This is a genomic window from Novosphingobium sp., from assembly GCF_036803765.1.
Lineage (GTDB): Bacteria > Pseudomonadota > Alphaproteobacteria > Sphingomonadales > Sphingomonadaceae > Novosphingobium.
Map to the genome: position 1 here is coordinate 62,281 of NZ_DAIRTS010000018.1, position 24,893 is coordinate 87,173.

General features: G+C 68.4%; 20 protein-coding genes. 15 read left to right on the forward strand and 5 right to left on the reverse strand.

Annotated elements, in window-relative coordinates:
• The first annotated feature begins 40 nt into the window (after positions 1-40).
• On the forward strand, positions 41-628 hold the full coding sequence (locus V7Q48_RS12765) for a TMEM165/GDT1 family protein (protein ID WP_333838583.1): 588 nt from the start codon (positions 41-43) through the stop codon (positions 626-628).
• 118 nt (positions 629-746) lie between these two features.
• Here V7Q48_RS12765 and V7Q48_RS12770 read toward each other — a convergent pair whose 3' ends face one another.
• Entirely contained in the window at positions 747-1,208 is a 462-nt protein-coding gene (locus V7Q48_RS12770) for a hypothetical protein (RefSeq protein ID WP_333838585.1), read from the reverse strand.
• A gap of 233 nt (positions 1,209-1,441) precedes the next feature.
• A complete protein-coding gene (locus V7Q48_RS12775) occupies positions 1,442-3,109 on the reverse strand; it encodes an NAD+ synthase (RefSeq protein WP_333838586.1) in 1,668 nt (555 codons plus the stop codon).
• A 172-nt stretch (positions 3,110-3,281) separates the two neighbouring features.
• On the opposite strand from V7Q48_RS12775, the gene V7Q48_RS12780 reads away from it, so the two are divergent.
• Positions 3,282-4,217 (forward strand): ribose-phosphate pyrophosphokinase, encoded by a 936-nt coding sequence (locus V7Q48_RS12780; RefSeq protein ID WP_333838587.1) that lies wholly within the window; start codon positions 3,282-3,284, stop codon positions 4,215-4,217.
• Between the two features lie 79 nt (positions 4,218-4,296).
• Entirely contained in the window at positions 4,297-5,199 is a 903-nt protein-coding gene (locus tag V7Q48_RS12785) for an aldose 1-epimerase family protein (protein ID WP_333838588.1), read from the forward strand.
• A gap of 128 nt (positions 5,200-5,327) precedes the next feature.
• On the opposite strand, the gene V7Q48_RS12790 is transcribed toward V7Q48_RS12785, so the two are convergent.
• Positions 5,328-7,163, reverse strand: a complete 1,836-nt coding sequence (locus V7Q48_RS12790) for a sensor domain-containing diguanylate cyclase (RefSeq protein WP_333838589.1) — start codon at positions 7,161-7,163, stop codon at positions 5,328-5,330.
• A gap of 234 nt (positions 7,164-7,397) precedes the next feature.
• Here V7Q48_RS12790 and V7Q48_RS12795 point away from each other — a divergent pair, with 234 nt between their 5' ends.
• The 8 genes from V7Q48_RS12795 to V7Q48_RS12830 all read left to right on the forward strand — a co-directional run bounded on the left by V7Q48_RS12795 (position 7,398) and on the right by V7Q48_RS12830 (position 17,288).
• Complete coding sequence (locus tag V7Q48_RS12795) at positions 7,398-8,933, forward strand: peptide chain release factor 3 (RefSeq protein WP_333838590.1); 1,536 nt, start codon at positions 7,398-7,400, stop codon at positions 8,931-8,933.
• A 104-nt stretch (positions 8,934-9,037) separates the two neighbouring features.
• A complete protein-coding gene (locus tag V7Q48_RS12800; RefSeq protein ID WP_333838591.1) occupies positions 9,038-9,910 on the forward strand; it encodes an alpha/beta fold hydrolase in 873 nt (290 codons plus the stop codon).
• A 62-nt stretch (positions 9,911-9,972) separates the two neighbouring features.
• Complete coding sequence (locus V7Q48_RS12805; protein WP_333838614.1) at positions 9,973-10,677, forward strand: endonuclease/exonuclease/phosphatase family protein; 705 nt, start codon at positions 9,973-9,975, stop codon at positions 10,675-10,677.
• 339 nt (positions 10,678-11,016) lie between these two features.
• A complete protein-coding gene (locus tag V7Q48_RS12810) occupies positions 11,017-11,355 on the forward strand; it encodes a P-II family nitrogen regulator (protein ID WP_333838592.1) in 339 nt (112 codons plus the stop codon).
• A 26-nt stretch (positions 11,356-11,381) separates the two neighbouring features.
• Positions 11,382-12,794: an ammonium transporter gene (locus V7Q48_RS12815; RefSeq protein WP_333838594.1), complete on the forward strand. Its 1,413-nt coding sequence runs from the start codon at positions 11,382-11,384 to the stop codon at positions 12,792-12,794.
• A gap of 246 nt (positions 12,795-13,040) precedes the next feature.
• A complete protein-coding gene (locus V7Q48_RS12820; protein WP_333838595.1) occupies positions 13,041-15,179 on the forward strand; it encodes an EAL domain-containing protein in 2,139 nt (712 codons plus the stop codon).
• Positions 15,180-15,255: 76 nt separating this feature from the next.
• Positions 15,256-16,371 carry a histidinol-phosphate transaminase gene (hisC, locus tag V7Q48_RS12825; RefSeq protein ID WP_333838597.1) on the forward strand — a complete coding sequence of 372 codons (1,116 nt, stop codon included), beginning with the start codon at positions 15,256-15,258 and terminating at the stop codon, positions 16,369-16,371.
• Positions 16,368-17,288 carry a prephenate/arogenate dehydrogenase family protein gene (locus V7Q48_RS12830; protein ID WP_333838598.1) on the forward strand — a complete coding sequence of 307 codons (921 nt, stop codon included), beginning with the start codon at positions 16,368-16,370 and terminating at the stop codon, positions 17,286-17,288. The genes hisC and V7Q48_RS12830 overlap by 4 nt, the downstream gene beginning before the upstream one ends.
• Before the next feature lie 38 nt (positions 17,289-17,326).
• Here the strand turns inward: V7Q48_RS12830 and V7Q48_RS12835 are convergent, their stop codons facing one another.
• Complete coding sequence (locus V7Q48_RS12835) at positions 17,327-17,503, reverse strand: hypothetical protein (RefSeq protein ID WP_333838600.1); 177 nt, start codon at positions 17,501-17,503, stop codon at positions 17,327-17,329.
• 191 nt (positions 17,504-17,694) lie between these two features.
• Positions 17,695-20,835, reverse strand: coding sequence for an autotransporter outer membrane beta-barrel domain-containing protein (locus V7Q48_RS12840; protein WP_333838602.1), 3,141 nt, complete (start codon positions 20,833-20,835; stop codon positions 17,695-17,697).
• A 255-nt stretch (positions 20,836-21,090) separates the two neighbouring features.
• On the opposite strand from V7Q48_RS12840, the gene V7Q48_RS12845 reads away from it, so the two are divergent.
• From V7Q48_RS12845 to V7Q48_RS12860, 4 genes are all read left to right on the forward strand, one after another.
• On the forward strand, positions 21,091-21,867 hold the full coding sequence (locus V7Q48_RS12845; protein ID WP_333838604.1) for an RNA polymerase sigma factor: 777 nt from the start codon (positions 21,091-21,093) through the stop codon (positions 21,865-21,867).
• A 2-nt stretch (positions 21,868-21,869) separates the two neighbouring features.
• The gene (locus tag V7Q48_RS12850; protein ID WP_333838606.1) at positions 21,870-22,748 is read left to right on the forward strand and encodes a hypothetical protein; all 879 of its coding nucleotides are present in this window, start codon (positions 21,870-21,872) and stop codon (positions 22,746-22,748) included.
• Positions 22,749-22,861: 113 nt separating this feature from the next.
• Positions 22,862-23,548 carry a response regulator transcription factor gene (locus V7Q48_RS12855; RefSeq protein ID WP_333838607.1) on the forward strand — a complete coding sequence of 229 codons (687 nt, stop codon included), beginning with the start codon at positions 22,862-22,864 and terminating at the stop codon, positions 23,546-23,548.
• Between the two features lie 68 nt (positions 23,549-23,616).
• The coding region (locus V7Q48_RS12860; RefSeq protein ID WP_333838608.1) for a sensor histidine kinase at positions 23,617-24,893 on the forward strand (1,277 nt) is incomplete at its 3' end.

Genomic DNA, 24,893 nt, shown 5'->3' on the forward strand with positions numbered 1-24,893 from the left:
GTTTGTCTCGATGGTTCGCCCGGCCCAGGAACGTATTCGCATGGCTCCCCTTTTCGAAGCCTTCACCACCTCGACCGCCGTGGTCGCGCTGGCGGAAATCGGCGACAAGACCCAGCTCCTCGCCATCGTCCTTGCCACGCGGTTCAAGCGGCCCCTGCCGATCATCGCGGGCATCCTCGCCGCGACGCTGGTCAACCACTTCCTGGCGGCGCTGGTCGGCATGGTCGCGGCGGACCTGCTCGACGGGCTTTGGTTCCGCTATGCGATAGCCGCGGGCTTCATCGCCATGGGCTTGTGGACGCTGGTACCCGACAAGCTCGACGACGACGAGGACATGGCCAAGCCTGCGCGCTTCGGGGCCTTCCTGACCACGGTCGTCGCCTTCTTCCTCGTCGAGATGGGCGACAAGACGCAGGTTGCAACGATCGCGCTGGGCGCGCGCTTCCACGATGCCGTCGCGGTGACCGCAGGCACGACGCTGGGCATGATGCTGGCTAACGTGCCGGCGGTGTTCCTGGGCAATGCGCTCATCCGCCGCGTGCCGCTGGGCGTGGTGCGCATGATCGCGGCGGCGCTTTTTGTCGGCATCGGCGCCTGGCTGCTGGCGCAGACCGCCGGCCTGGTCTGAGAAAGAGGCTTCGTCTGAATACCAGGCGTCCGTTCCGGGCCGGTGGCCGCACCCCTGGGCAGGAGCGAAGCACGGGGGCGGCCGGCTGGGGGGAGCCGGCCCGGAACGGACTCGCGGTTTACGCGCTGCGTCCTGACAGCAGCGCGGCCGCGTGTTGGGTGGCCTCGAACAGCGGGCCGTGACGCTCCGGGCGGACGAACCCGGCCAGCGCGGCGTCGAAGCCCGGGCGGTCGCCGGCAATGGCATGGCGCGTCATGGCGGCGAGCGTCATCTCGTCGGGCGTCATGAGCAGCTGGCACGGGCGATTGACCAGAAACGGGTCGGGCCAGGCACGGATGACCTTGCGGGCCAGGGCGTGCATCGCCCCCGCTGCCTCGACGCTGCGATAGCGCTGCGCCAGATCGGGCACCGGGTCACGCCCGGCGCGCTCGAACAATGCGCAGAGCCGCATCGCCATGACCGTGTGCAACGAGGTCAGCGAAAGCGCGCGGACGTCCTGCGGCCGCGCCAGGCTGGCGATGATAGCGGCATGATTGTCCTGAGCCAGAGGGACGGCGGGCCGGGCGTGGGGAGCGGGCATGGCAACCTTTCCTGCGATCGATTCGCAATTGAGGCTATGCGGCGCTGGGCGGGGCGTCAATGATAATCATTCGCAACAAGCTGAAGGGAGCTCGGTGCCCGTTGAACAGATCCTCTGCATGCGATGGGAGGGGGGCCGCGCGCGCAGCGCGTGGGGGAGGGGGAAAGGCCCCTCCGTCAGGCGCTGTGCGCCTGCCACCTCCCCGCCTTGTGGCAGGGAGGATCGATGCGAGGTCAGGCGGTGCGGAAGCCCTGGGTGATGGGATAGCGGCGGTCACGGCCGAAGTTGCGCAGGCCGAGCTTGACCCCCGGCGGGGCCTGGCGACGCTTGTATTCGGCGAGGTGCAGCAGGCGTTCGATGCGTTCGACCGTTGCACGCTCGAAGCCTTCGGAGACGATCTGGGCGACGCTCTTCTCGTGCTCCACCAGCCCCAGCAGGATGGCGTCGAGCACGTCGTAGGGCGGCAGCGAATCCTCGTCCTTCTGGTCCTCGCGCAGTTCGGCGCTGGGCGGCTTGGTGATGATCCGCTCGGGCATGACCGCGCCATCCGGCCCCATGCCAAGGCGCGGGCGGCGCTGGTTGCGCCAGCGCGACAGCGCGAAGACCGTGGTCTTGTAGGCGTCCTTGAGCGGATTGTAGCCGCCGTTCATGTCGCCGTAGATCGTCGCGTAGCCGACGCTCATCTCGCTCTTGTTGCCGGTGGTCACCAGCATCGGCCCGAACTTGTTCGACAGTGCCATGAGCGTGGTGCCGCGGATGCGCGACTGGAGGTTTTCCTCGGTCAGGTCGGGTGCGCGGCCCGCGAAGACCGGCGCCAGCATCGTGGTAAAGCCGTCGACGGCGGGGCCGATCGGCACGGTGTCGAGCCGCACGCCGAGCATCTGTGCGCAGGCCGCGGCGTCTTCGAGGCTCTCCTGGCTGGTGTAGCGGCTGGGCAGCATGACGCACCACACCCGGTCTGCGCCAAGGGCATCGACCGCGATCGCGGCGCAGAGCGCGGAGTCGATCCCCCCCGACAGGCCCAGGATCACGCCGGGGAAGCGGTTGCGGTTCACATAGTCACGCAGGGCGACGACCATGGCGCAGTAGATGTCCTCGGGATGCTCCGCGACCTCGGCTACTTCACCTGCATCGCAGCGCCAGCGGTGGCCATTGCCCGAGGGCACGCGGCGCCAGACGGTGTCGACCACGGCCTCGTCCCAGTCGGGCAACTGGGCCCAGAGCGCGCCCTCGGGGCCGACGACGAAGCTGGCGCCGTCGAAGGCCAGCTCGTCCTGCCCGCCGACGCGGTTGACGTAGGCGAGGGGGATGCCGGTGTCGATCGCGCGGCGCTTGGCCACGCCGTCGATGCGCAGAACGTCCTTGTCGATCTCGTAAGGACTGCCGTTGACGCAGACGAAGATATCGGCGCCCTGCTGCGCGAGGTGGCGGCAGACGTCGGGGTGCCAGATATCCTCGCAGATCGGCAGGCCCAGCGAGACACCGCGGAACTGCACCGGCTCGGGCAGCGGGCCGGGCAGGAAATAGCGCTTTTCATCGAAGGTGCCGTAATTGGGCAGTTCGTACTTGAAGCGCGTGGCGGCGATCTTGCCGCCATCGAGCAGCGCCACGCCGTTGTGCAGCGCGCCGTCGCGCACGAAGACCGAGCCCACCAGCATCGCCGGGCCGCCATCGGCGGTCGCGGCGGCCAGCGCTTCCAGCTCGACCGTCGCGCGTTCGATCAGTGCGGGCTTCTGGATCAGGTCCTCGGGCGGGTAGCCGATCAGCTGCAGTTCGGGAAACACCACGAGGTCGCTGTCCGGTGCCCGGCGGCGTGCCTCGAGCATCGCGGCAGCGTTGGCGGCAAGGTCGCCAACACTCTGGTTAAGCTGGGCGAGCGTGATGATGAGGGTATCGGCCATGCACCAACCCTAGGCGGCTTTGCGGGGCCGGGGCAAGGGGCGGGATGTCCCGCCGCAGTGCGTCTGAACGCGCAAATGCGCCGGACCGTGGGCGTTCCGGCGTTGCAAAACTGTCATCTTTGGCTAAGGGCACCGGCAGGGATCAGGCCACCAGGAATCGAGGGTTCACACGATGAAGATCATGTCCGGCAACGGCAACCTGCCGCTCGCCCGCGCCATCGCGGCTTACCTCGAACTGCCGCTGACCGATGCATCGGTCCGCCGCTTCGCCGACGAGGAAGTCTTCGTGGAAATCCACGAGAACGTGCGCGGCGAGGACGTCTTCCTGGTGCAGTCGACCAGCTTCCCCGCCAACGATAACCTGCTCGAACTGCTGATCTGCATCGACGCGCTGCGCCGCGCCTCGGCCAAGCGGATCACCGCAGTGGTGCCGTACTTCGGCTATGCCCGCCAGGACCGCAAGCCCGGCCCGCGCACGCCGATCTCGGCCAAGCTGGTGGCCAACCTCATCACCACCGCAGGCGCCGACCGCGTGCTGGCGGTGGATCTCCACGCCGGGCAGATCCAGGGCTTCTTCGACATCCCGACCGACAACCTGTTCGCAGCCCCGGTCATGGCGGCGGACATCCAGACCCGCTACGGCGGCCAGGACCTCATGGTCGTCTCGCCCGACGTCGGCGGCGTGGTGCGCGCCCGCGCGCTGGCCAAGCGGCTCGACAATGCCCCGCTGGCGATCGTCGACAAGCGCCGCGACCGTCCGGGCCAGTCCGAGGTGATGAACATCATCGGCGACGTGAAGGGCCGCATGTGCATCCTGATCGACGACATCATCGATTCGGGCGGCACGCTGTGCAACGCCGCGCAAGCGCTGATGGATGCCGGCGCGGCGGGCGTCGCGGCCTATATCACGCACGGTGTCCTGTCGGGCGCGGCGGTGGCGCGTGTCGGCAATTCGGCGCTCAAGGAACTGGTCATCACCGACACGATCCTGCCGACCGAAGACACCAAGACCTGCGATCGCATCCGCATCCTGACGATCGCGCCGCTGATCGGTGAGGCCGTGCGCCGCATCGCTGACGAAAGCTCGGTCTCCAGCCTGTTCGACTGACCCGGCGCCGCGCCGGCTCGCGCCGCCAAAGGCCATGCCGCACTTGCGAAGCGCGGCATGGCTGGCCATACCCGGCGCCATGACCTCGACGCCCGATGACCTCGTCGCCATTTCCTCCGGTGCGCTGACCGCCCGGATCAACCCGCTTGGTGCAGAGCTGACCTCGCTGGTCGACGCTGCCGGCGCGGAGTGGATGACCGATGCCGATCCCGCCTGGTGGACCGGCCATGCCCCGGTGCTGTTCCCGATCATCGGCTCGCTTGCCGGGGATACGCTGCGCCATGACGGGCAAAGCTATACCCTGCAGCGCCATGGGTTCGCGCGCCGCTCGCGGTTCGAGCTGGTCGCCCATGACGCCGCCTCGGCCACGTTCCACCTCAGCGACAGCGCCGAGACGCGCGGCGTCTATCCCTTCGCCTTTACGCTGGAACTGACCTTCGCGGTCGAGGGCACGCGCCTTGCGATGACCGCGACGATTGCGAACCCGGGCGAGGCGCCGCTGCCGTTCAGCTTCGGCTTCCACCCCGCCTTTGCCTGGCCGTTGCCCGGCAGCAGCGACCGCCATGCGCATCGCCTGGTCTTCGCGCAGCCCGAGCCGGGCGCGATCCATCGCCTGCGGCCGGGCGCGGGGACGCTGCTGCCCGACACCTTCGCCAGCCCGGTCGAGGGCCGCGTGCTGCCGCTGCGCGAGGCGCTGTTCGAGGACGACGCGGTGGTCTGGATCGGCCTGGCCAGCCGCGCGCTGACGTATGGCGTCGAGGGCGGGCCGGCGATTGACGTGGCCTTCCCTGATACCGACACCCTGGGCCTGTGGCAGGTGCCGGGCGCGCATTACATCTGCATCGAGCCCTGGGCCGGCCATGCCGATCCCGATGGGTTCAGCGGCGATTTCGTTGACAAGCCCGGCGTGATTCTCTTGGCCGCGGGCGAAAGCCGCAGCCTGCGCATGGATGTGAGCCTGCGGGGTGCCGGGCAGGGCTGAGACAGGTTCGAGCCCCTCCGTCAGCCGCTTCGCGTCTGCCACCTCCCCATCGAGGATGGGGAGGATTTCATCCTCCCTGCCTTGAGGCGGGGAGGGGGACCGCCCGCGCAGCGGGTGGTGGAGGGGCTCTACTCGTCCGCCGCAGAGGCCGTATCGAGCACCACGCGGTTCCGCCCCTCGCGCTTGGCCTGGTAAAGCGCGGCGTCGGCGGCCTTGATCAGCGCGTTGCCGTCGCGGTCCATCGTCGGCGTCCAGCTGGCGATGCCGAACGACATCGACGTGGCGCCGAGCGAGCGGCCGCGGTCGCGCACCTGCAGGTCGGCGATCGCCTTGCGCACCACCTCGGCCCGCGCGCCCATCTGTTCGGCGGTGGTGCCCGGTGCGATGATGGTGAATTCCTCCCCGCCATAGCGACACACCACGTCGCCATCGCGGAACCGCGAGCTCATTTCGCTGGCGACCGCACTCAGCACGGCATCGCCGGCGTCGTGGCCGAACTCGTCGTTGAAGCGCTTGAAGTGGTCGATGTCGCACATGATGAGGCTGAGCGGGCCGCCCGACCGGGCCACGCGCGCGATCTCGATGCCCAGCGCCTCTTCCATGTAGCGGCGGTTGAATAGCCCCGTCAGCGGGTCGCGGATGGTCTGTTCGCGCAGGCCCCGCTGCAGGCGCTGGTTGACGAGCGCGGAGGAGATGTTCTCGCTCATCACCGCCAAGCTGAAGCGCCGCTGCGGCAGCACATCGCCGCGCAGGTAGATCACGCCGATGACTTCGCCCGCGGCCAGCAGCGGCTCGCAATGATAGTGCGCGTCAACGCCGTGGAGATGCCCGCACAGGATGTCGGACCCCGGCTCACCCACGCTGTGGCTCTGGCCGCGGCGCAGCGCCCAGCACTGATCGGGCGGGAAGCCGACCTCGTCGTCGGTCATGCCGCCCCAGGTCGCGATCTGCACCAGCAGGTTGCGCGAGTTGTTGTGGGCATAAAGTGCGCCGGGCATGCCGGGCAGAACCTTGGGCACGAAGATCGCCAGGATCGCGGCGAGTTCGTCGTCGGTGCGCGCAGCCTGCATGCGGTGCGCCATGCTGCCGAGCAGCTCGATCACTTCGCTGCGGTCCTGCAGCTCGGCCGTGCTGGTCTGCAGCGCCTGGTTGGCGCGGAGCAGGCTGTCCGCCCCCTCGCGCTGGTCGGCCACGGCGCGGGCGAGGTCGTCGGCCATCTGGTTGTAGCCTGCGGCCACTTCGTCAAACTCGCTCGAGCCAAGGTGGCCGGCGATCCGGGCGTTGCGTGCCCCGCCGGCGAGCGCCGCCATCGTCTCGGTGATCACGCGCACCGGCTGGCGGATGCTGCGCGCCATGGTCAGCGCCATCAGCACGACGAGGACCAGCAGGGCAACGACGCCCGCGATCATGATCTGCGTCGTCGTGCGCAACTGGTGTTCGCTGGCCGCCATCCGCTCGGCCTGCAGGCGACGTTCCTCGGTCACAAAGCGGTCGGCGCTGTCGGACAGGATGTCCATGCGCTCAAGATCGGTGCCATTGGTGAGCGCTTCGCGCGCGGCTTCGTACTTGCCGGTGCGCGAAAGCTGGACGTTGCGCTGCAGGCTGTCGAGGCGCAGGTCGATGTGCTGGAGCAGGGCCGTGGCTGCGCTTTGCTGCGCCGGGTTGTCCGCAGTCAGCGTGACGAGGCGACCGGCAGCGCGGCGGGCCATGTCCACCTGCTTGTCGAACCCTTTGGCAAAGGCCGGGTTCTGTGTCAGCGCGTAACCGCGCGATGCCGATTCCGCCTGTTGCACCAGCCCAAGGGTGTCGCCAGCGGTCGTCAGGACAGTGGCCGAATGTGCCAGCCAGCGGTTGCCGTTGCGATTGGCTTCGACCGCCTGGAGCAGCGCTGCGGCAAGGATCAGGATGGCCAGCGCGACGATGGCATTGAAAGCCTGGCTGCGGCGAACGATCGAACGAAACATCAAGGCGCCTTAACTACATGCCGGGCCTGCAAAATGCGAAGGCAGTCCGGCTCCCCCCGGTGTCACGCCAAGCACGGGCAGCGCCGACGGCTCCGTAATTCTACGGGTAATTGCCCAGGCGCGCAAACTGTTCCGGTCCGCCGCGGTAACGCGGGCGACCATGGCCCGGCGCGTACCCGCGATGCGCCACCCCGACATTGCGGAATCCGCCCGCAGCGCCTAGGGGCCTGCGGCATGTCCACCGCCGCTCTCAACCGCCGTACCTTCGCCATCATCTCGCACCCCGACGCGGGCAAGACCACGCTGACCGAAAAGCTGCTGCTGCAGGGCGGCGCGATCCACCTGGCGGGCGAGGTCAAGGCACGCGGTGCGGCACGCCGCGCGCGGTCCGACTGGATGAAGATCGAGCAGCAGCGCGGCATCTCGGTCACGTCATCGGTGATGACGTTCCAGAAGGGCGACACCGTCTTCAACCTGCTCGACACGCCGGGCCACGAAGACTTCTCCGAAGACACCTATCGCACGCTGACCGCGGTCGATTCGGCGATCATGGTGATCGACGCCGCCAAGGGCATCGAGCCGCAGACGCGCAAGCTGTTCGAGGTCTGCCGCCTGCGTTCGGTGCCGATCATCACCTTCGTCAACAAGGTCGACCGTGAAGGCCGCCCGGTGTTCGAGACGCTCGACGAAGTGGCCGACGCGCTGGCGCTCGACGTCGCGCCGATGAGCTGGCCGGTCGGCATGGGCGGCGTGTTCGAGGGCGTCTACGACTTCGCCACCGAGACGATCGCCCGCCCCGAGGGCGACAGCCGAGAATTCTTGGGCAAGCGCGATGCCGCCGCCGGCGCGATCCCCGACGAATTCGCCGAGGAGATCGAGCTGGGCCGCGAGGGTTATCCGGCCTTCGATCTCCAGGCCTATCGCCATGGCGACCTGACGCCGGTCTACTTCGGGTCGGCGCTCAAGAATTTCGGCGTGGCCGAGCTGATCGACGCGATCGGCCGCTATGCCCCGCCGCCGCGTCCGCAGGCCAGCGACCAGGGCACGATCGACCCGACCCGCGCCGACGTGACCGGCTTCGTGTTCAAGGTGCAGGCAAACATGGACCCACAGCACCGCGACCGCATCGCATTCATGCGCATGGTGTCGGGCACGTTCAAGCGCGGCATGAAGCTGGTTCCCTCGGGGCTGGGCAAGCCGATCGCGGTCCATTCGCCGATCCTGTTCTTCGCGCAGGACCGCGAGATCGCCGACACCGCCGAGGCGGGCGACATCATCGGCATTCCCAACCACGGCACGCTGCGCGTGGGCGACACCCTATCGGAAAAGAACGACGTGCGTTTCGTTGGCCTGCCCAATTTCGCGCCGGAAATCCTGCGCCGCGTGGTGCTGAAGGACCCCACCAAGACCAAGCAACTGCGCAAGGCGCTCGACGACCTGTCGGAAGAGGGCGTGATCCAGGTTTTCTATCCCGAGATCGGCGCGCAGTGGATCGTCGGCGTGGTCGGCCAGCTCCAGCTCGATGTGCTGATCAGCCGGCTCGAGGCCGAATACAAGGTCGAGGCCGTGCTCGAACCCTCGCCGTTCGACACCGCGCGCTGGCTCAAGGGCACGCCCGAGGCGATCAAGGCCTTTGCCGAGTTCAACATGTCGAACCTCGCGCGCGACCGGGACGGCGATGCCGTGTTCATGGCGCGTTCGGCGTGGGACGTGAATTACCAGCAGGAGCGCAACCCCGAGCTGGCCTTCAATGCCACCAAGGAGCGCTGAGGCTATCGACGTCTGGCAAGGCGATGGGCGGAAGGGGACGCAATGCGCATGACCGAGGTTTCGACGCACTTGCCATCGCGCGGGGCGAACGGCAGGGTGAGGGCATGAGCAGCCTGCTGGGACCGACCTCGAACACCTTCACCTCGCAGCGCCTGCGGCTCCACTATGTGGACTGGGGCAATGCGGGCAAGCCGCCGCTGCTGCTGATCCACGGCGGGCGCGACCATTGCCGCAGCTGGGACTGGACCGCCGAGGCGCTGCGCGAGGATTGGCACGTCATCGCGCTCGACCATCGCGGGCACGGCGACAGCGAGTGGGCCTCGGACGGCAATTACCGCACGATGGACATGGTCTACGACGTCGCGCAGCTGATCCACCAGCTGGGCTTGGCGCCGGTGACGATCGTGGCGCACTCGATGGGTGCGGCCGTGGCGCTGCGCTATGCCGGGCTGTTCCCCGAAGACGTGTCGAAGCTGGTGGCGATCGAGGGCATCTTTCCCACGCCCGACTGGGAAGCGCGCATGCGCGCCGTGCCCTTCGCGCGTCGCATCCGCGACTACATCGCCGAAAAGCGCAAGGCCGCAGGCCGACTGCCGCGCCGCTATCCCACGATCGAGGCGGCGATTGCGCGCATGAAGGCGCAGAACCCCTACATCAACGAAATCCAGGCCCGCCACCTCACCATTCACGGCATCAACCGCAACGAGGATGGCACTTTCACCTGGAAGTTCGATCCTTACGTCCACATCGAGCACCCCTACGACATCTCGCAGGCGCGCAAGCATGAACTGTGGGAGGCGATCACCTGCCCGACGCTGCTGCTCAACGGCGCGGACTCGTGGGCGGGCAACCCGATCCGCGACGGGCGCATCGCCCATTTCCGCAATGCCGAGGTGATCGAGTTCGAGAACGCCGGCCACTGGCTGCATCACGACCAGTTCGACCGGTTCGTGGCCAGCCTGCGAGACTTCCTCTGACGCGGGGCTTCGGGGGACAGGGGGCGCACGGCGCGCACGGGGCAGGGGCTGCACCCGGAACCCTGCTGTTCGCCAGCTACAATATTCACAAGGGTGTGGGCGCGGACCGGCGGTGCGACCCCGACCGCATCCTGGCGGTGCTGCGCGAAATCGACGCCGACGTCATCGCGCTGCAGGAGGCCGACGGCCGCTATGGCGCGCGCGAGGCGGTGATCCCGCCCGCCCTTCTTGCCCATGCCAGCCCGTGGCGCGCGGTGGCGCCCGGCCTGATCGACCGCGCGCGCCGGCCTGGGAGCCTTGGCTGGCATGGCAACGTCATTCTCGTGCGGCGTGAGATCGAAGTTTCGGGTTGCGCCGCGATCGCGCTCCCCACGCTCGAGCCGCGCGGCGCGGTGGCCGCCGACCTGGCGGTGGCGGGGCGCAGCCTGCGCGTGATCGGCATGCACCTCGACCTTTCCGGCCTGCGCCGCCGCCAGCAGGTGCGCGTCGCCTGTGCGGCGGCGGGTGCCGGGCCCTGCGTGATGATGGGCGATTTCAACGAATGGGCTCCCCGTGGCGGTGCGCTTGCCGCCTTCGACCCCGCGCTCGCCGTGCTCGCGCCCGGCCGCAGCTTTCCCGCGCGGCGCCCGCTCGGCCAGCTCGACCGGATCGTCGTCAGCCGCGACTGGCACGTCGAGGACATGGGCGTCCATCGCTCGGCGCTCGCGATCCAGGCCTCGGACCACTTGCCGGTCTGGGCACGCCTGCGCTTGCCCGACGCAGGCTGAACGCACCGCTGATAGATCCTCCTTGCCGTGAGGCGGGGAGAGGGACCGCCCGCGCCAGCGGGTGGTGGAGGGGTATGTTACGCGAGGCTATTTCCCCTCCGTCAGCCCGCTGCGCGGTCTGCCACCTCCCCGTGCCCGTGGCACAGGGAGGATCATGGCCTGCCTAAAAAACAGGCATCTTTACGCATCTGCACAAGATTCGAGCGGCGCAAAACGCGCATCGGCAAATATGGTTTCCGTAAATCGCGGATTCCGTAACAAAACGGATTTGGCACAGGCTTTGCATTCATGAACCTGCCGGACAGGGACCGGTGGTTGAGGCCGCGAAAGGGGGCATGAATGAAATTCATCATCGCCATCATCAAGCCGTTCAAGCTGGACGAGGTGCGCGAAGCGCTGTCCGGTCTGGGCGTGGCTGGGATGACGGTGTCGGAAGTCAAGGGATTTGGCCGCCAGAAGGGCCAGACCGAGATCTACCGCGGCGCCGAATACTCCACGAACATGCTGCCCAAGGTGAAGATCGAGATCGCCGCCAGCGATGACCTGGCGCCGCAGATCGTCGAAACGATCCAGCAAACCGCCAGCACCGAGGCGATCGGCGACGGCAAGATCTTCGTGCTCGATCTCGCTTCGGCGGTGCGCATCCGCACCGGCGAGAGCGGCGACACCGCGCTGTGACTTCCGAGAAGAGGGGAAACAACCATATGATCCGCAAGATGATCAGTGGCATGACGGCAGCCGGGCTTTCGCTCGGCATGGCCTCTGCCGCCTTCGCGCAGACCGGGCCGATCAAGGCCCCCACGGCCGAGCAGATGGCCACCATGGTCAACAAGGGCGACGTCGCCTGGATGCTCGTATCCGCCGCGCTCGTGCTCATGATGAGCATCCCCGCCCTCGCGCTGTTCTACGGCGGCTTGGTGCGCACCAAGAATATGCTCTCGGTGCTGATGCAGGTGCTGATGATCGTGTCGGTCGCGGCGCTGTGCTGGGTGTGCTGGGGCTACTCGATGGCCTTCACCGGCGGCTCGCCCTACGTCGGCGGCTTCTCCAAGGCGTTCCTGCAGGGCGTGTCGATCTCGACGTACGCCGCGACGTTCTCGAACAACGTCTATCTGCCCGAATACGTCTACGTCATCTTCCAGATGACCTTCGCGTGCATCACCCCGGCGCTGATCGTCGGTGCCTTTGCCGAACGCGTGAAGTTCACCCCGCTGATGATCTTCACCGTGCTGTGGCTGACGCTGGTCTATTTCCCGATGGCTCACATGGTGTGGTACTTCGCCGGCCCCGACTTCCTGTCGGACAACACCGCTGACGCCGGCCTGATCTACGGCTGGGGCGGCCTCGACTTCGCCGGTGGCACCGTGGTGCACATCAACGCCGGTATCGCGGGCCTCGTCGGCTGCCTCGTGATCGGCAAGCGCCTGGGCTATGGCAAGGAAGCCACCCCGCCGCACTCGCTGACCATGACCATGATCGGCGCCTCGCTGCTGTGGGTGGGCTGGTTCGGCTTCAACGCCGGCTCGGGCCTCGAAGCCAACGCCGCGACCAGCCTTGCCTTCATCAACACCTTCGTCGCCACCGCCGCTGCCGCCGTCTCCTGGTCGGTCATCGAGCAGATCAAGCACGGCAAGCCCTCGATGCTGGGCGCTGCCTCGGGTGCCGTCGCCGGCCTCGTCGCGATCACCCCGGCTGCCGGTTTCGCCGCTCCGATGGGCGCGATCATCCTCGGCCTCGTCGTCTCGCCGGTCTGCTTCCTGTTCGTCACCACCGTGAAGAACGCGCTCAAGTATGACGACACGCTCGACGTGTTCGGCGTGCACTGCATCGGCGGCATCGTCGGCGCCATCGGCACCGCCATCGTCGCCGACCCGCGCCTCGGCGGCCAGGGCTGGGTCGACTACACCGTGTTCCCCGCCAAGGCCGGCACCTACGACCTCGTCGGCCAGATCATCACCCAGATCAAGGCCGTGGTCCTGACCCTGGTGCTCTCGGGCGGCGTCTCGGCGATCCTGTTCATCGCGCTCGACAAGACCATCGGCCTGCGTCCGACCGAAGAGGCCGAACGCGAAGGGCTCGACATCAACGAGCACGGCGAGCGCGCCTACAACATGTAAGTTTTCACCAGCTTGGCGGGGCGGGAGACCTGATCCTCTCCCTCTCTCTCCCACCCTGCCAAACCATGTTCCTCCTGCGAACGACCTGGGGCCGGAAGCATCAGCTTCCGGCCTTTTTTTGGTTATCGCCTGCGACATGCGGGCAGCCTCGCGCCGTCGCATCAGCCTTAACCCGCCATCAAGCGACTCAATGTAAAACACCTTAGGTTTTTTACCTTTTCGGAGAATCGGATGCCGTTGCGGCGGATGGCGTGGGGCAAGGCAGCAGCCGAGGAGACGCCGGCGGCAGCGCTGGTGCAGGCCTATGAATCGCTCGGGCTTGGCGCCTTCTGGTGCAGCGACGCGCAGGGCCGGCTGACGTATCTCTCGTCCGCCGCCCGCGCCGTGCTGGGCGATGGCGCAGACCCGGTTGGCGCCACCCTGCTCGACGTGTTCCACCAGGACGAGGCCGACGGCGAGCGCAGCTTGCGCTTCATGCTGGCCCGGCGCACCCGGTTCGAGCGCCTGACGGTGCGCACTGGCAGCGGTCGCACGGCGCGCTGGTGGTCGCTTTCGGGCGAGGCGAGCCACGAACGCGGCGTCTTCGCAGGCTTTTACGGCCATTGCGTCGACGTGACCGAGGAGCGCAAGAGCGCACAGGAAAGCTCGCATCTCGCGCTGCACGATCCGCTCACGGGCCTCGGCAACCGCCGGCACATGACGCAGAGCCTGACGCGCACGCTGGCGGCGTTCGCCATGGCCAAGCGCCCCTGCGCCACGCTGCTCATCGACCTCGACCGCTTCAAGCAGGTCAACGATACGCTGGGCCATGCCGCCGGCGACGCGCTGCTGGTCCAGGTGGCCGAGCGGCTGGTCAAGATCGTCGGGGATGCCGAGCGCGTCGGCCGGCTGGGCGGTGATGAGTTCCAGATCATACTGCCCGACGTTGACGATCGCGGGCGGCTGGGCGAACTGGCCGAGACGCTCATCGCCCAGATCTCGCAGCCCTATGTCATCGATGGTACGCGCTGCCTCATCGGCGCCTCGATCGGCGTGGCGATCGCACCGTTCGACGGGGCCGCGGCCGACGAGCTGGTGCGCAGTGCCGACCTTGCGCTCTATGCGGCCAAGGGCAGCGGGCGCGGCCGCTTCCGGTTCTTCTCCAGCGATTTCCTCAAGGCGGCCGAAGACCGCAAGGCGCTCGAGGAAGATCTCCACGATGCGCTGGCCAAGGGCGAGCTCGAGCTGAACTACCAGCCGTTCGTCGCCGCGCAGACCAACCGGGTGATGGGCGTCGAGGCGCTGATGCGCTGGAACCATCCCGAACGCGGGGCGATCTCGCCGGCGCGCTTCATTCCCATCGCCGAGGAATCGAACCTGATCCGGGGGCTGGGCGAATGGGCGCTGCGCAAGGCCTGTGCCGATGCGGCAACCTGGCCGGCGGCCCTGCGCGTCGCGGTCAACGTCTCGCCAGCGCAATTCGGCGACGAGGGCTTTCCGGCGCTGGTCGCCTCGGCGCTGGCGCAGTCCGGGCTGGAGCCGGGCCGGCTCGAGCTGGAGATCACCGAGGGCGTGTTCCTCGAGGAAGGCGGGCTGACCGACGCGCAGTTCAAGGCGCTGAAAGGGCTGGGCGTGCGCCTCGCGCTCGATGATTTCGGCACCGGCTATTCCTCGCTCGCCTATCTGAAGAACGCGCCGTTCGACAAGATCAAGATCGACCAGTCCTTCGTGCGCGGCGCGACCCGGCCGGAAAGCCGCAACCGCGCGATCATCGCCGCGATCGTCGCGCTGGCACAGGCGCTGGGCATGGAGACGACCGCCGAAGGGGTGGAGAGCTTCGACCAGTTCGACGCGATGAAGGCGCTCGCTGTCAGCCACGTGCAGGGCTACATCTACAGCGAGCCGCTGGGCAACGCGGCCTTCGTCGAGCGCCTGACCGAGGGCGACTGGACGATCGAGCCGTCGGGCCCGGCGCGCCAGCGGCACCAGCGCCAGGCGATGTTCCGCCGCGTCGGCGTGGTTCACGAGGACCATTATTATCCGGTCGTGCTGCGCAACCTGTCGATGTCGGGCGCGCTGATCGAGGGCCTGATGGAAGTGCCGCTGGGCACGCCCTTCGTGCTCGACCTGGGTGACGGGCAACTCGTGGTGAGCCGGGTGAGCCGCAGCATGGGGCACCAGCAGGGGCTGGAGTTCGAGCAGGAACTGGTCGCCGACGGCAATGGCGGACTGTGCACCCGCTACCGCGTCTCGCCTTACCAGCTCAGCGCGGCAGGGCTCTCGCTCGGCACCGGCCCGAATGGTCCGACGCAGATCAACCGCGGCCCCAACGCCAAGGTGACGATGCCGGCCTTTGCGATGGTGACCGACTGGAGCAGCCCGGCAGCCTGGTCCGACGTCGCCTGAGCGGCGCCGGCAAGCCCGACCCGATACCCGCCAAAGCGCCTTGAAAAGCGCCGTCCTTGGCGTAAAGCCGCGCATCATGACCGACCAGCCCGAAACGCTCGCCCGCCCCGTACCCAAGGCCTGGATCGCCGCGATCCATGCCTATGTGCCGGGCAAGTCGGCCGGGCCGGACGGCAAGCCGCTGGTCAAGCTCTCGGCCAACGAGAACCCGCTCGGCACGAGTGCCGCGGCCGTGGCGGCGCGCGGGACGGTGCCCAGCGCCGCGCTTTATCCCGATCCCGACAGCGTCGCGCTGCGCGGTGCACTCGGCGCGCTGCACGGGATCGACCCGGCGCGGATCGTGATGGGCACGGGCTCGGACGAATTGCTGCATCTGGCGGCGCAGGCCTATGCCGGGGTCGGCGACGAGGTATTGTTCGTGCGCTATGGCTTCTCGGTCTATCCGATCGCGGCGCAGCGCTGCGGGGCGACCCCGGTCGTGGCGCCCGACCGCGATTACGGCACCGACGTCGACGCACTGCTGGCGGCGGTCACGCCGGCGACGCGCGTGGTTTTCCTGGCCAATCCCAACAACCCCACGGGCAGCTACATCGGCCGCGAGGAACTGGCCCGGCTTCATGCAGGCCTGCCCGCCGGCGTGCTGCTGGTGGTCGACCAGGCCTATGCCGAATATGTCGCGCCCGAGGATGCCGATGGCGCCCTCGAACTGGCCGCAAGCGCCCAGAACGTGCTGGTCACGCGCACGTTTTCCAAGATCTATGGCCTGGCCGGCGAGCGGATCGGCTGGGCCACCGGCGCGCCCGATCTCGTCGACATGCTCAACCGCATCCGCGGGCCGTTCAACGTCTCGCTCACCGGGCAGGCGATGGGGCTGGCCGCGGTCGAGGACCAGGCTTTCGTGGCGGCGTCGGCGGCGCACAATCGCGCCGAGCGCACCCGCTTCGTCGCCGCGCTCGAGGCGCTGGGCAATCACGGGCTGCGCCCGCTGCCGAGCGAGGCCAACTTCGTGCTGATCGAGTTCGCCGGCGCGCTGAGCGCCGAGGCGGCCTATCTCGGCCTAATGGAGGCGGGTTTCATCACCCGCTGGCTGCCGGGGCAGGGCCTGCCGCAGTGCCTGCGCATCACGATCGGTACGGCCGAACAGATGGACCTGATCGCCGCGACGCTGCGCCGTCTGGCAGAGGCGGCATGACGGCCGCTCCAGCGCCGTTCCGGCGCGTCGCCGTCATCGGCCTCGGGCTGCTCGGCGGCTCGGTCGCGCGCGCGGCACGCAGCCGCATCGCCGGGGTCCACGTCACCGGCTACGATGCCAGCGCCGAGGTGCGCGCCCGTGCCGCAGCGATCGACCTGGCCGACACCATCGCGCAAAGGGCTCAGGAGGCCGTGGCGCAGGCCGAGCTGGTGGTGTTCTGCGTGCCCGTCGGCGCCATGGCCGCCGCTGCCGCCGCCGTCGCCCCCTATCTGCCGGCGGGTTGCATCGTCAGCGACGTGGGATCGAGCAAGGCCAGCGTGCTGCAGGCCCTCGGCGAGGCGCTGCCCAACCACACGATCGTCCCGGCGCACCCTGTCGCGGGCACCGAGCAGAGCGGCCCTGATGCGGGCTTTGCCACGCTGTTCGACCGGCGCTGGTGCATCCTGACCCCGCCCGAGGCCGTCGACGGCCAAGCGGTGGCGCGCGTGACCGCGTTCTGGGAAGCGCTCGGCGCGCGGGTCGAGCTAATGGATGCGGCGCACCACGACCTGGTGCTCGCGGTCACGAGCCACCTGCCGCACCTCATCGCCTATACCATCGTGGGGACCGCATCGGACCTCGAGGACGTGACCCAGAGCGAGGTCATCAAGTTCTCGGCCGGCGGGTTTCGCGACTTCACGCGCATCGCCGCCTCGGACCCGACGATGTGGCGCGACGTCTTCCTCAGCAACCGCGATGCCGTGCTGCAGATGCTGCAGGTCTTCACCGAGGACCTGGCCGAATTGCAGAAGGCGATCCGCAAGGGCGATGGGCCGGCGCTGTTCGACCATTTCACCCGCACCCGCGCGATCCGCCGCTCGATCATCGAACTGGGCCAGGACGACGCGCGGCCCGACTTCGGGCGCAGCGACCACTGAGGCCGCGAGAGGACATTGTCCTCTCCGCGGCCCCGGCCTTACACCGCGCTGGGGGCGGTCGTCTCCGGCTGCTTCTGCTCGACATCGGCGTGCCACAGGTTTCGGCCGACGAATACGACGACGATGATCGCCAGTATGAGCGCGACGACGGCCATGCCGGCTTTCTCGAAGCGGCGGGCACGGCGTTTGGGGGGCAAGTCGCGGGCGTCTTCCATGATCGGTCCTGATCCTGTTGGTGTCGCCTCCTGAACCGCCGGGGCGGACAAACGTGCCCTGCACGCCATCATTGTCCGGCACTGCCTGGCATTGCCTGCGCGTTCGTTGCGGCACCGTCCAAGCAAAAGGGGCGGCGACCGGTGTGGTCGCCGCCCCTTTCAGGTGCGGGTGATGCGCGCTTGCGTCGCGATCAGAGCGCGATGCTCAGCGAGGCGCGCGCGCCGTAGCCGATGCCGCCGTTCTCGGGCTTCTCGGCGGTGGCCGAGATCTTCCAGGTGTAGTCGAGACCACCCTGGAGGATGCCCACCGTGCCGACCCAAGCCGACTGGACGTTCTGCGGGGTCAGCGTGAAGGTCGAGCCGGAGCCGAACGTTGCGGTGGTCATGCCGAGATCGCCCGACAGGTGGCTGCGGCGACCGGCGTCGACTTCGACCGAGAACGGACGGCCTTCGGTGCTGCTCGGGCCGCTGCTCCACACGAAGCCCAGCGTGGTCGTGGCGGTCAGCGCGGTGCTGCGGCGGCCGTTGACTAGCAGGATCATCGCGTCGGTGCCGGTCTCCTGGTAGCCGTCTTCCTTGAGGCGCAGGTAGTCGAAGGTCGCCTTCGGCTTGACCTTGAAGGTGTCGCTCAGGTTGAAGTCGTAGGCGAAGCCGCCGGTCGCACCGATCGACTTGCCCTTCCAGCCGCCATGGGCGGTATAGGCGATGGCCGCGCCATTGACCGCACCGGTGAAGTTGCGATCGAGGGTGAACGACGACTTGCCGTAGCCGCCACGTGCGAAGGCGTAGAGGTTGCCGAACTTCTTGCGCCAGAATGCGTTGAACTCGAGGTTGTTGACCTTGAGCTTCTGCGCGTTGGTGTTGTCGACGCTGCCGTTGGCCCAGTCGAAGTAGAGACCGACGTTACCGATCGCGGTCACCTTCTCGAAGCCGACCGAGAGGCCGCCCCCGTTGGTGGTGTAGCCCACGGTGTCGTTGTCGTGCTTGTTGGCGTGGAAGTAGAGCGGTTCGACCCAGGCGCCCGAGCCGCTGATCGTGAAGAGCGAGGTGTCTTCGGTGATGTGCAGCGCGGCCATGCGCGAGGCGCGCGACACGAAGTCGTAGGCGCCGCCGGCATAGTCGGGCAGCAGCTGGTTGAACTGGGTCTGCAGGCCGGCGGCGGTGCCGATCTGCAGCAGGCTCGACTGCAGCGTGCCGAAGTTGGCGGCATTGGCGATGATCGCGTCGTAGGCTGCGGCCTGCGGCGAGGTCAGGCCGAGCTCCGTGGCCGACTTGCGTGCCAGCGTCAGGTAGATGTCGTTGCCCTGGCTGGTGATCGACCCCTTGAACAGCACGGGCAGGGCCAGCGACGAGGTGGTGACGTTGCTTGCCCCCGTCAGCGTGCCGGCCGAAACGATGTCGTAGGTACCGGCCGCCTTGGCGAACGAGGTGACCGTCACGCCGATCTTGGCGCCGCTGGCGAAGGTGACGGTGTTGGCCATCAGCTTGGAGGCGGTGCCGGTGGTGCCGTCGACATAGACGCCGAGGCTGCCGCCCGAGTTCACGGTCAGGGCGTTGATCGTATTCACGCCGCTGCTGTTGGCGTTGAACTGGCCGCCGTTGACGGTGACCGCCAGCTGGTTGGCGCCGGTGACGGTGCCCGCCCAGATCGACGAACCGCCGATGGTCAGCGTGCCGGCCTGGCCGTTAAGTGCGAGGTTGCCGGTGAAGCGGGCATTGTCGGCCATCGTCATCGTGGCGGTGCCGGCATTGCCGAAGTCGATGTTGCCGACCCACTTGGAATCGTCGGACAGCTTCACGGTGTTGTTGCCGGCGCCGAGGTAGGCGTTGCCGGTCACCTTGCCGGTGCCGATGTCGAGCAGGTCGTTGCCCGAGCCGGTGTAGATGTCACCGGCGATCGCGGCATAGACCGTGGCGGTGTCGACGTTGTAGCCGGTGGCCGCCTTGTCGTTCTTCTGGCTCGTGGCGTCGGCAGCGTTGAGGTACTGCTTGATCGTCACGCCCGAGGTGTTGGACGACAGGTCGATCGCGGCGTTCTTGCCGGTCGAGGCGCCGCTGACGGTGATGAAGCCGGTGTTGTTGACCGTGGTCAGCGTGCCCGAGAGGTCGCGGATGCCGTAGAGGTTGCCCGACGAGACGCCGCTGGCGGCAACCTTGATCGTGCCTTCGATGTAGATCGAATTGTTGGTCACGCCCTGGTTGATGAGGATGCCGGTGGCGTCCGCATTGACCGTGGTGGCCGAGATCGTGCCGTAGACGCCGATGCCGTTCGACATCGCCACCGTGCCACCCTTGCCGCCGAGGACGACGCCATAGGTGTTGAGGCCGCTGTAGGTGCCGGTCGCGGTGATCGCGCCATCGACCGCGAGCGAATAAGTGCCCGTGGTGCCGGCCACGCCGCCGATGGTGGTGGCCGTGGTGCCGCCGATCAGCAGCGCGGGGCTGGTGCCGTAGGACTGGATCGAGCCGGCGGTCTCGGTGACGTTGTTGGTGGTCGACGCGGTGGTGACGATCACGCCGCCGGTGACATTGCCCGAGATCTGCGCGGTGGCGACGCCGGTGCTGATCGCATCGGGCGACAGGACCTGCGTGGCGCCGCTGTCGGCGGTGTAGCTTACGCCCTGCGTCAGCGTGCCGTTGATCTTGACCGTGCCGGCGACGTTGCCGCCCACGACCAGCGCCTGCGCGCCCTGGCCCAGCACCGAGACGGTGCCGCCGATCGCGAGGTTGCCGGTGACGTTGCCGGTCTTCACGCCAACGGCGTTGTTGCCCTTGACCGAGATCGTGCCGGTGTTGGTGATCGAACCGTTGAGGTCCGAGTCCACGACGATACCGCCCGAGTTGTTGCCCTCGACGACGATCGTGCCGGTGTTCTTGATCGTGGCGGCCGTGGCGGCGCCCGACAGGACGTGGATGCCGAAGCGGTTGTTGGCGCTGGCGACCGAGCCGCTGACGACGTTGCTGTTGCCCAGCGTGGTCGGGGTGAAGTCTTCGGTGACGCTGATCGTGCCGTCGTTGGTGAGCGTGGTGGTGACGCCCCCGTTGGCGACGATGCCTGCGCTGTTGTCCGCGCCCAGCAGGGTGATCGACCCGCTGCTGTTGACCGCGACGTTGCTCGACGAGTTGACCGTGACCGCCGTGCCGCTGTTGACCTTGATCGCGCCGGTCCCGGTCACGGTGACGTTGCCCGCGCTCGAGGTGGTGAGCGGGGTGGTCGTGCTGGTGCTGACCGAAGTGTCGGCAAGCGCCGGTGCGGCACCGGCGACGAGGGCGACGGGCAGCGCGATGATCGCGGCCGAGGAGAGATAACGGGTACGGGAATGGCGCTGCATGGGCTTGTCGTCTCTATAGCCAGGGGGCCGGCAGTTGGCAGGCCGCCGTTAAATGTGACCGGCTTCATATCCGGGCCGGAACCGGTTTACCAGTGCCTGAAACACGCCGAAACCACTCTACAGGAGGGGGTGATCGGGCCGTAATACTTGGCAAATTTCCGATACTGTAAATTTGCGGTTCATACAGCGGCAGGCAGCACCGGCGCGGGACAAGGGAATGGACGGAGCTACCATCGTGCACAACGGATGGACCGTATGACCTTGGGCGGTGAATTCATGGGCGATGCTGTCCTTGCGGACATTTACGCCCCGGGATCTGGTTCGGAAGCAGGATCTGCCGGTTCGACGACTGGCGCATATCGCGATCGGGCAGCGCCAGATGCGCTGTCTCCTGCCGCATTGGCGCGGCTCGACGACACGGCGCTGATGCAGCGCGTCGGGCTGGGATGCGAGCAGGCTTTCGCACTCCTCGTCGAACGCCACGCGACCCCGCTCTACCGCGTCGCCGCGCGCATGCTGGGCGACGGCCACGAGGCCGAGGACGTGGTCCAGGACTGTTTCACCCGGCTGTGGCAGAATGCACCGCGCTGGCAGGCCAGTGGCGCCGGCCTGGTCGGCTGGCTGCACCGCGTGACGATGAACCTGTGTTTCGACCGCAAGCGACGGTTCCGCGTCGTGGTGACCGATGCCGTGCCCGATTCGGCCGACGATGCCCCGCTGGCCGACCATGTGATCGCGCAGGCACAGGCCTGTGCCGAAGTAGCTGAAATCCTTGCGGGCCTCCCCGAACGCTATCGCGCGGCGCTCGTCCTGTGCTATTACGAGGGCTTCTCCAATGTGCTCGCGGCACAGGTGCTCGACCTGAACGTGAAGGCGCTGGAGTCGTTGTTGTTCAGGGCAAGGCGGCAGATGCGGGAATTGCTGGAGGCACGTCGGATCACTTGCGCCGATGTCGCGTTTCGCGGCGCGTCGAGTGCCGGGGGGAGCAGCAGTGGCGTCGCCGGACACGGCGTTATCGGGCAGGGCGGGTAGCCATGTCGATATCCGGGACCATGCCGCCGCACCTGCCGTTCGGTGCCGATCACGCCGACGCAGATCTCGATACCTTCCTGGCCCGCTATGACGCGCCGGTACCGCCCAACGGCCTCGTGCCGCGCATCGTCGGCGCCGCGCCCCTGCATCCGCAAATCGGTGCCGCGCCCCGGGCCGAGCGGTCCTCTTCCGCCTCCATCGTGCCGCTGCTGCGTGTCGTGCCGCCGGCGTCGTCCATGCCGGGCGCCGCGCCGGGCCGGACGACGGCCCGCTGGCGCGGCGTCTGGCCGATGGCCGGGGGAGCGGCGATCGGCGCCGTGGCGGCAGGGCTTGCCGTCTTCGCGCTGGTCGGGTCGCCGGACAGCCCGCCCGACATGGCGGCAGGGCGCGCCACGCGGACTTATGCCGATGCCCGCGTCGCGGTGACGCCCGCGCCCTTGCGCCTCGCAGGGACGGCCTCAGCGGGGGCCGCGATCGCGCCCGGCGCTGCGCCCTCGATGCAGCCCGTGCCGGCGCAGGCATCGTTGCCGCATGCCGCCGCCCCGGCCGATGCCGCCCCGCTCGATGCGACGGACGCCGACGCGACCGTGACGCCGGTCGATCCCGATCGTGCCCGGCTGGCCGCGCAATCGCCCGAGCTACGTCCGGGGCCCGTGGTCCCGGCGGGTGCCGCCTTCGGCCCGGAACTGGGTGCCGCATCGGGCGCGATGCCCGGTTCAGCTGGCCAGGGCGGAGCGATGGGGCCCACCCTGCCGCAAGGCTATGGCTTCAGTGCGGCCATCGGCGGGGGCGGCGGTCTACCGGGCGCTGCGGGGCTCAGCCGCGATGGCATGGCAGGCATGCCGCATGGCGAGATGCCGGGACGTCTGCCGGGCCACTGAGTTTCGCCCGTGCCGCCGCGCTGGCTGCAGCTTCATGGCTGCCGTCCCTCTTGCCGGTACGCGCCCCGACGGCCATGGTGCCGCGGGATATTTTACTTGAACGGGACAGGCGCGTGGCCGGACGCATTTTGCTGGTGGAAGACGATCCGCAGATCGCGGACTACATCGCGCGGGGTTTTGGCGAAGAGGGGTTCACCGTCGATCGCGCCGCCAACGGCCGCGACGGCCTGTTCCTTGCCACCGACAGCCAGTTCGACGTGGTGGTGCTCGATCGCATGCTGCCCGGCATGGACGGCGTCTCGGTACTGAAGGCCCTGCGCGCGGCCGAGGTCGAAACCCCGGTGATCATGCTCTCGGCGCTGGGCAGCACCGACGACCGCGTCGCCGGCCTGACCGCCGGTGCCGACGATTATCTGGGCAAGCCGTTCTCGTTCGCCGAGCTTCATGCCCGCGTCCAGGCGCTGATGCGGCGCGGCACCGGGCGCGCCAAGGTGCAGGACACCGTGCTGCGCTGCGCCGATCTCGAACTAGACCGCCTGACCCGCCAGGTGAAGCGCGGGCCGCGCAAGATCACGCTGCAACCGCGCGAGTTTCGCCTGCTCGAATACATGCTGCTGCATCAGGGCGAGGTCGTCACCCGTACCATGCTGCTCGAGGCGGTGTGGGACTATCACTTCGATCCCGGCACCAACGTGATCGACGTGCACATCAGCCGCCTGCGCCGCAAGATCGACGATGGCGAAGCCCAGGCGCTGTTCCATACCGTGCGCGGCGCGGGTTACCGCATGGCCGCCGATTGAACGTGGCGGAGTTGGTGCCGTTGACGCCGCCGCTGCCAACTTCCCGCGGCCGGCGTCTTTCGCCCACGATGCTGCGGCTGGTCATCGCCGTCTTCGTGCTGCAGCTGCTGTCGAGCGCGGCGGCGATCTTCTTCCTGCGTAGCGAGATGGTCGACGTCGTGCGCGCCGACCGCGAGGACCAGGTCATCGACGTGCGCGAGGACTTGCTCGCCGCCTTCTACGAGGGGGGGCGCGCGGCGCTGGCCGGCTACATCCGCGACCAGCGTGGCAGCGCCGCCGACCCCGGGGTGATCATCGCACTGGCCCACGGCGGCGGGCCGGTAGTGACCAGCAACATCGATTACATTCCGCGCGTCGGCATTCAGCCGCGCCCGGCTCCGGTTCTCCTGCGGCTGGCACCCGGCGCCGCGCCGATCGAAACGCTGGCGCTGGCCAGCCAGCTGCCCGATGGCAGTACGCTGACCGTCGCACTGGCGGGGGCCAGCGAGCGGCGCCTGAACCTCGCGTTCGCGGCGGCGATCGGGCTGACCATCGTCGTCGCGGTCGCCATGGCGCTGCTGTCGGCCGTGCTGCTCGGCCTGGCCATCAGCCGCCGCACCCACGAGATCGCCGAGGCGGCCGAGCAGCTCGCCGCGGGCAATTTCGGCATGCGGCTGGTCGAGGCCGACAGCGGCGATGGCTTCGATCACCTGCGCCTGCAGATGAACCTCATGGCCGAGCGGATCGCCAGCCTCGTTGCCGAACTCGGCGCGGTCTCCGGCGCGCTGGCGCATGATTTGCGCTCCCCCGTCACGCGGCTGTCCGCGGCGATCGACACCGCGCTGGCCCGGGTGGACGAGCCCTTGGCGCTCGAGGCGCTGCAGGCCGCCCGCGCCGACGCCGATGGCCTGCGCGCCATGCTCGAGACCGCGCTCGAGATCAGCCGGCTCGAGGGCGGCGCGGTGCAGGACCGCCGCGTCCCGCTCGACCTCGCCGACGTCGCCGCCGACATGGCCGAGCTTTACGAGCCGCTGGCCGAGCAGTCGGGCGTTGCGCTGACGCTCGATCTTGCCTCCGCGCCGGTGCGCGCGGATCGCGAGCTGGTGTCGCGCGCGCTCGCCAACTGCATCGACAACGCGCTGAAATATGGCGGCACCGCGATCACCGTGCGCACGCTGGCCGATCCGGCCGAGGCGGTGCTGCTGGTCGAGGATGACGGGGCCGGTATCCGCCCCGAGGATCGCGCCCGCGTGGTCGAGCGCTTCGTGCGGCTCGACAATGCACGCACGCGCCCCGGTGGCGGGCTGGGGCTGGCGGCTCTGTTGCAAAGATTGGCGGCAGTCAGAGGTAGGCTGTCGCTCTGCGC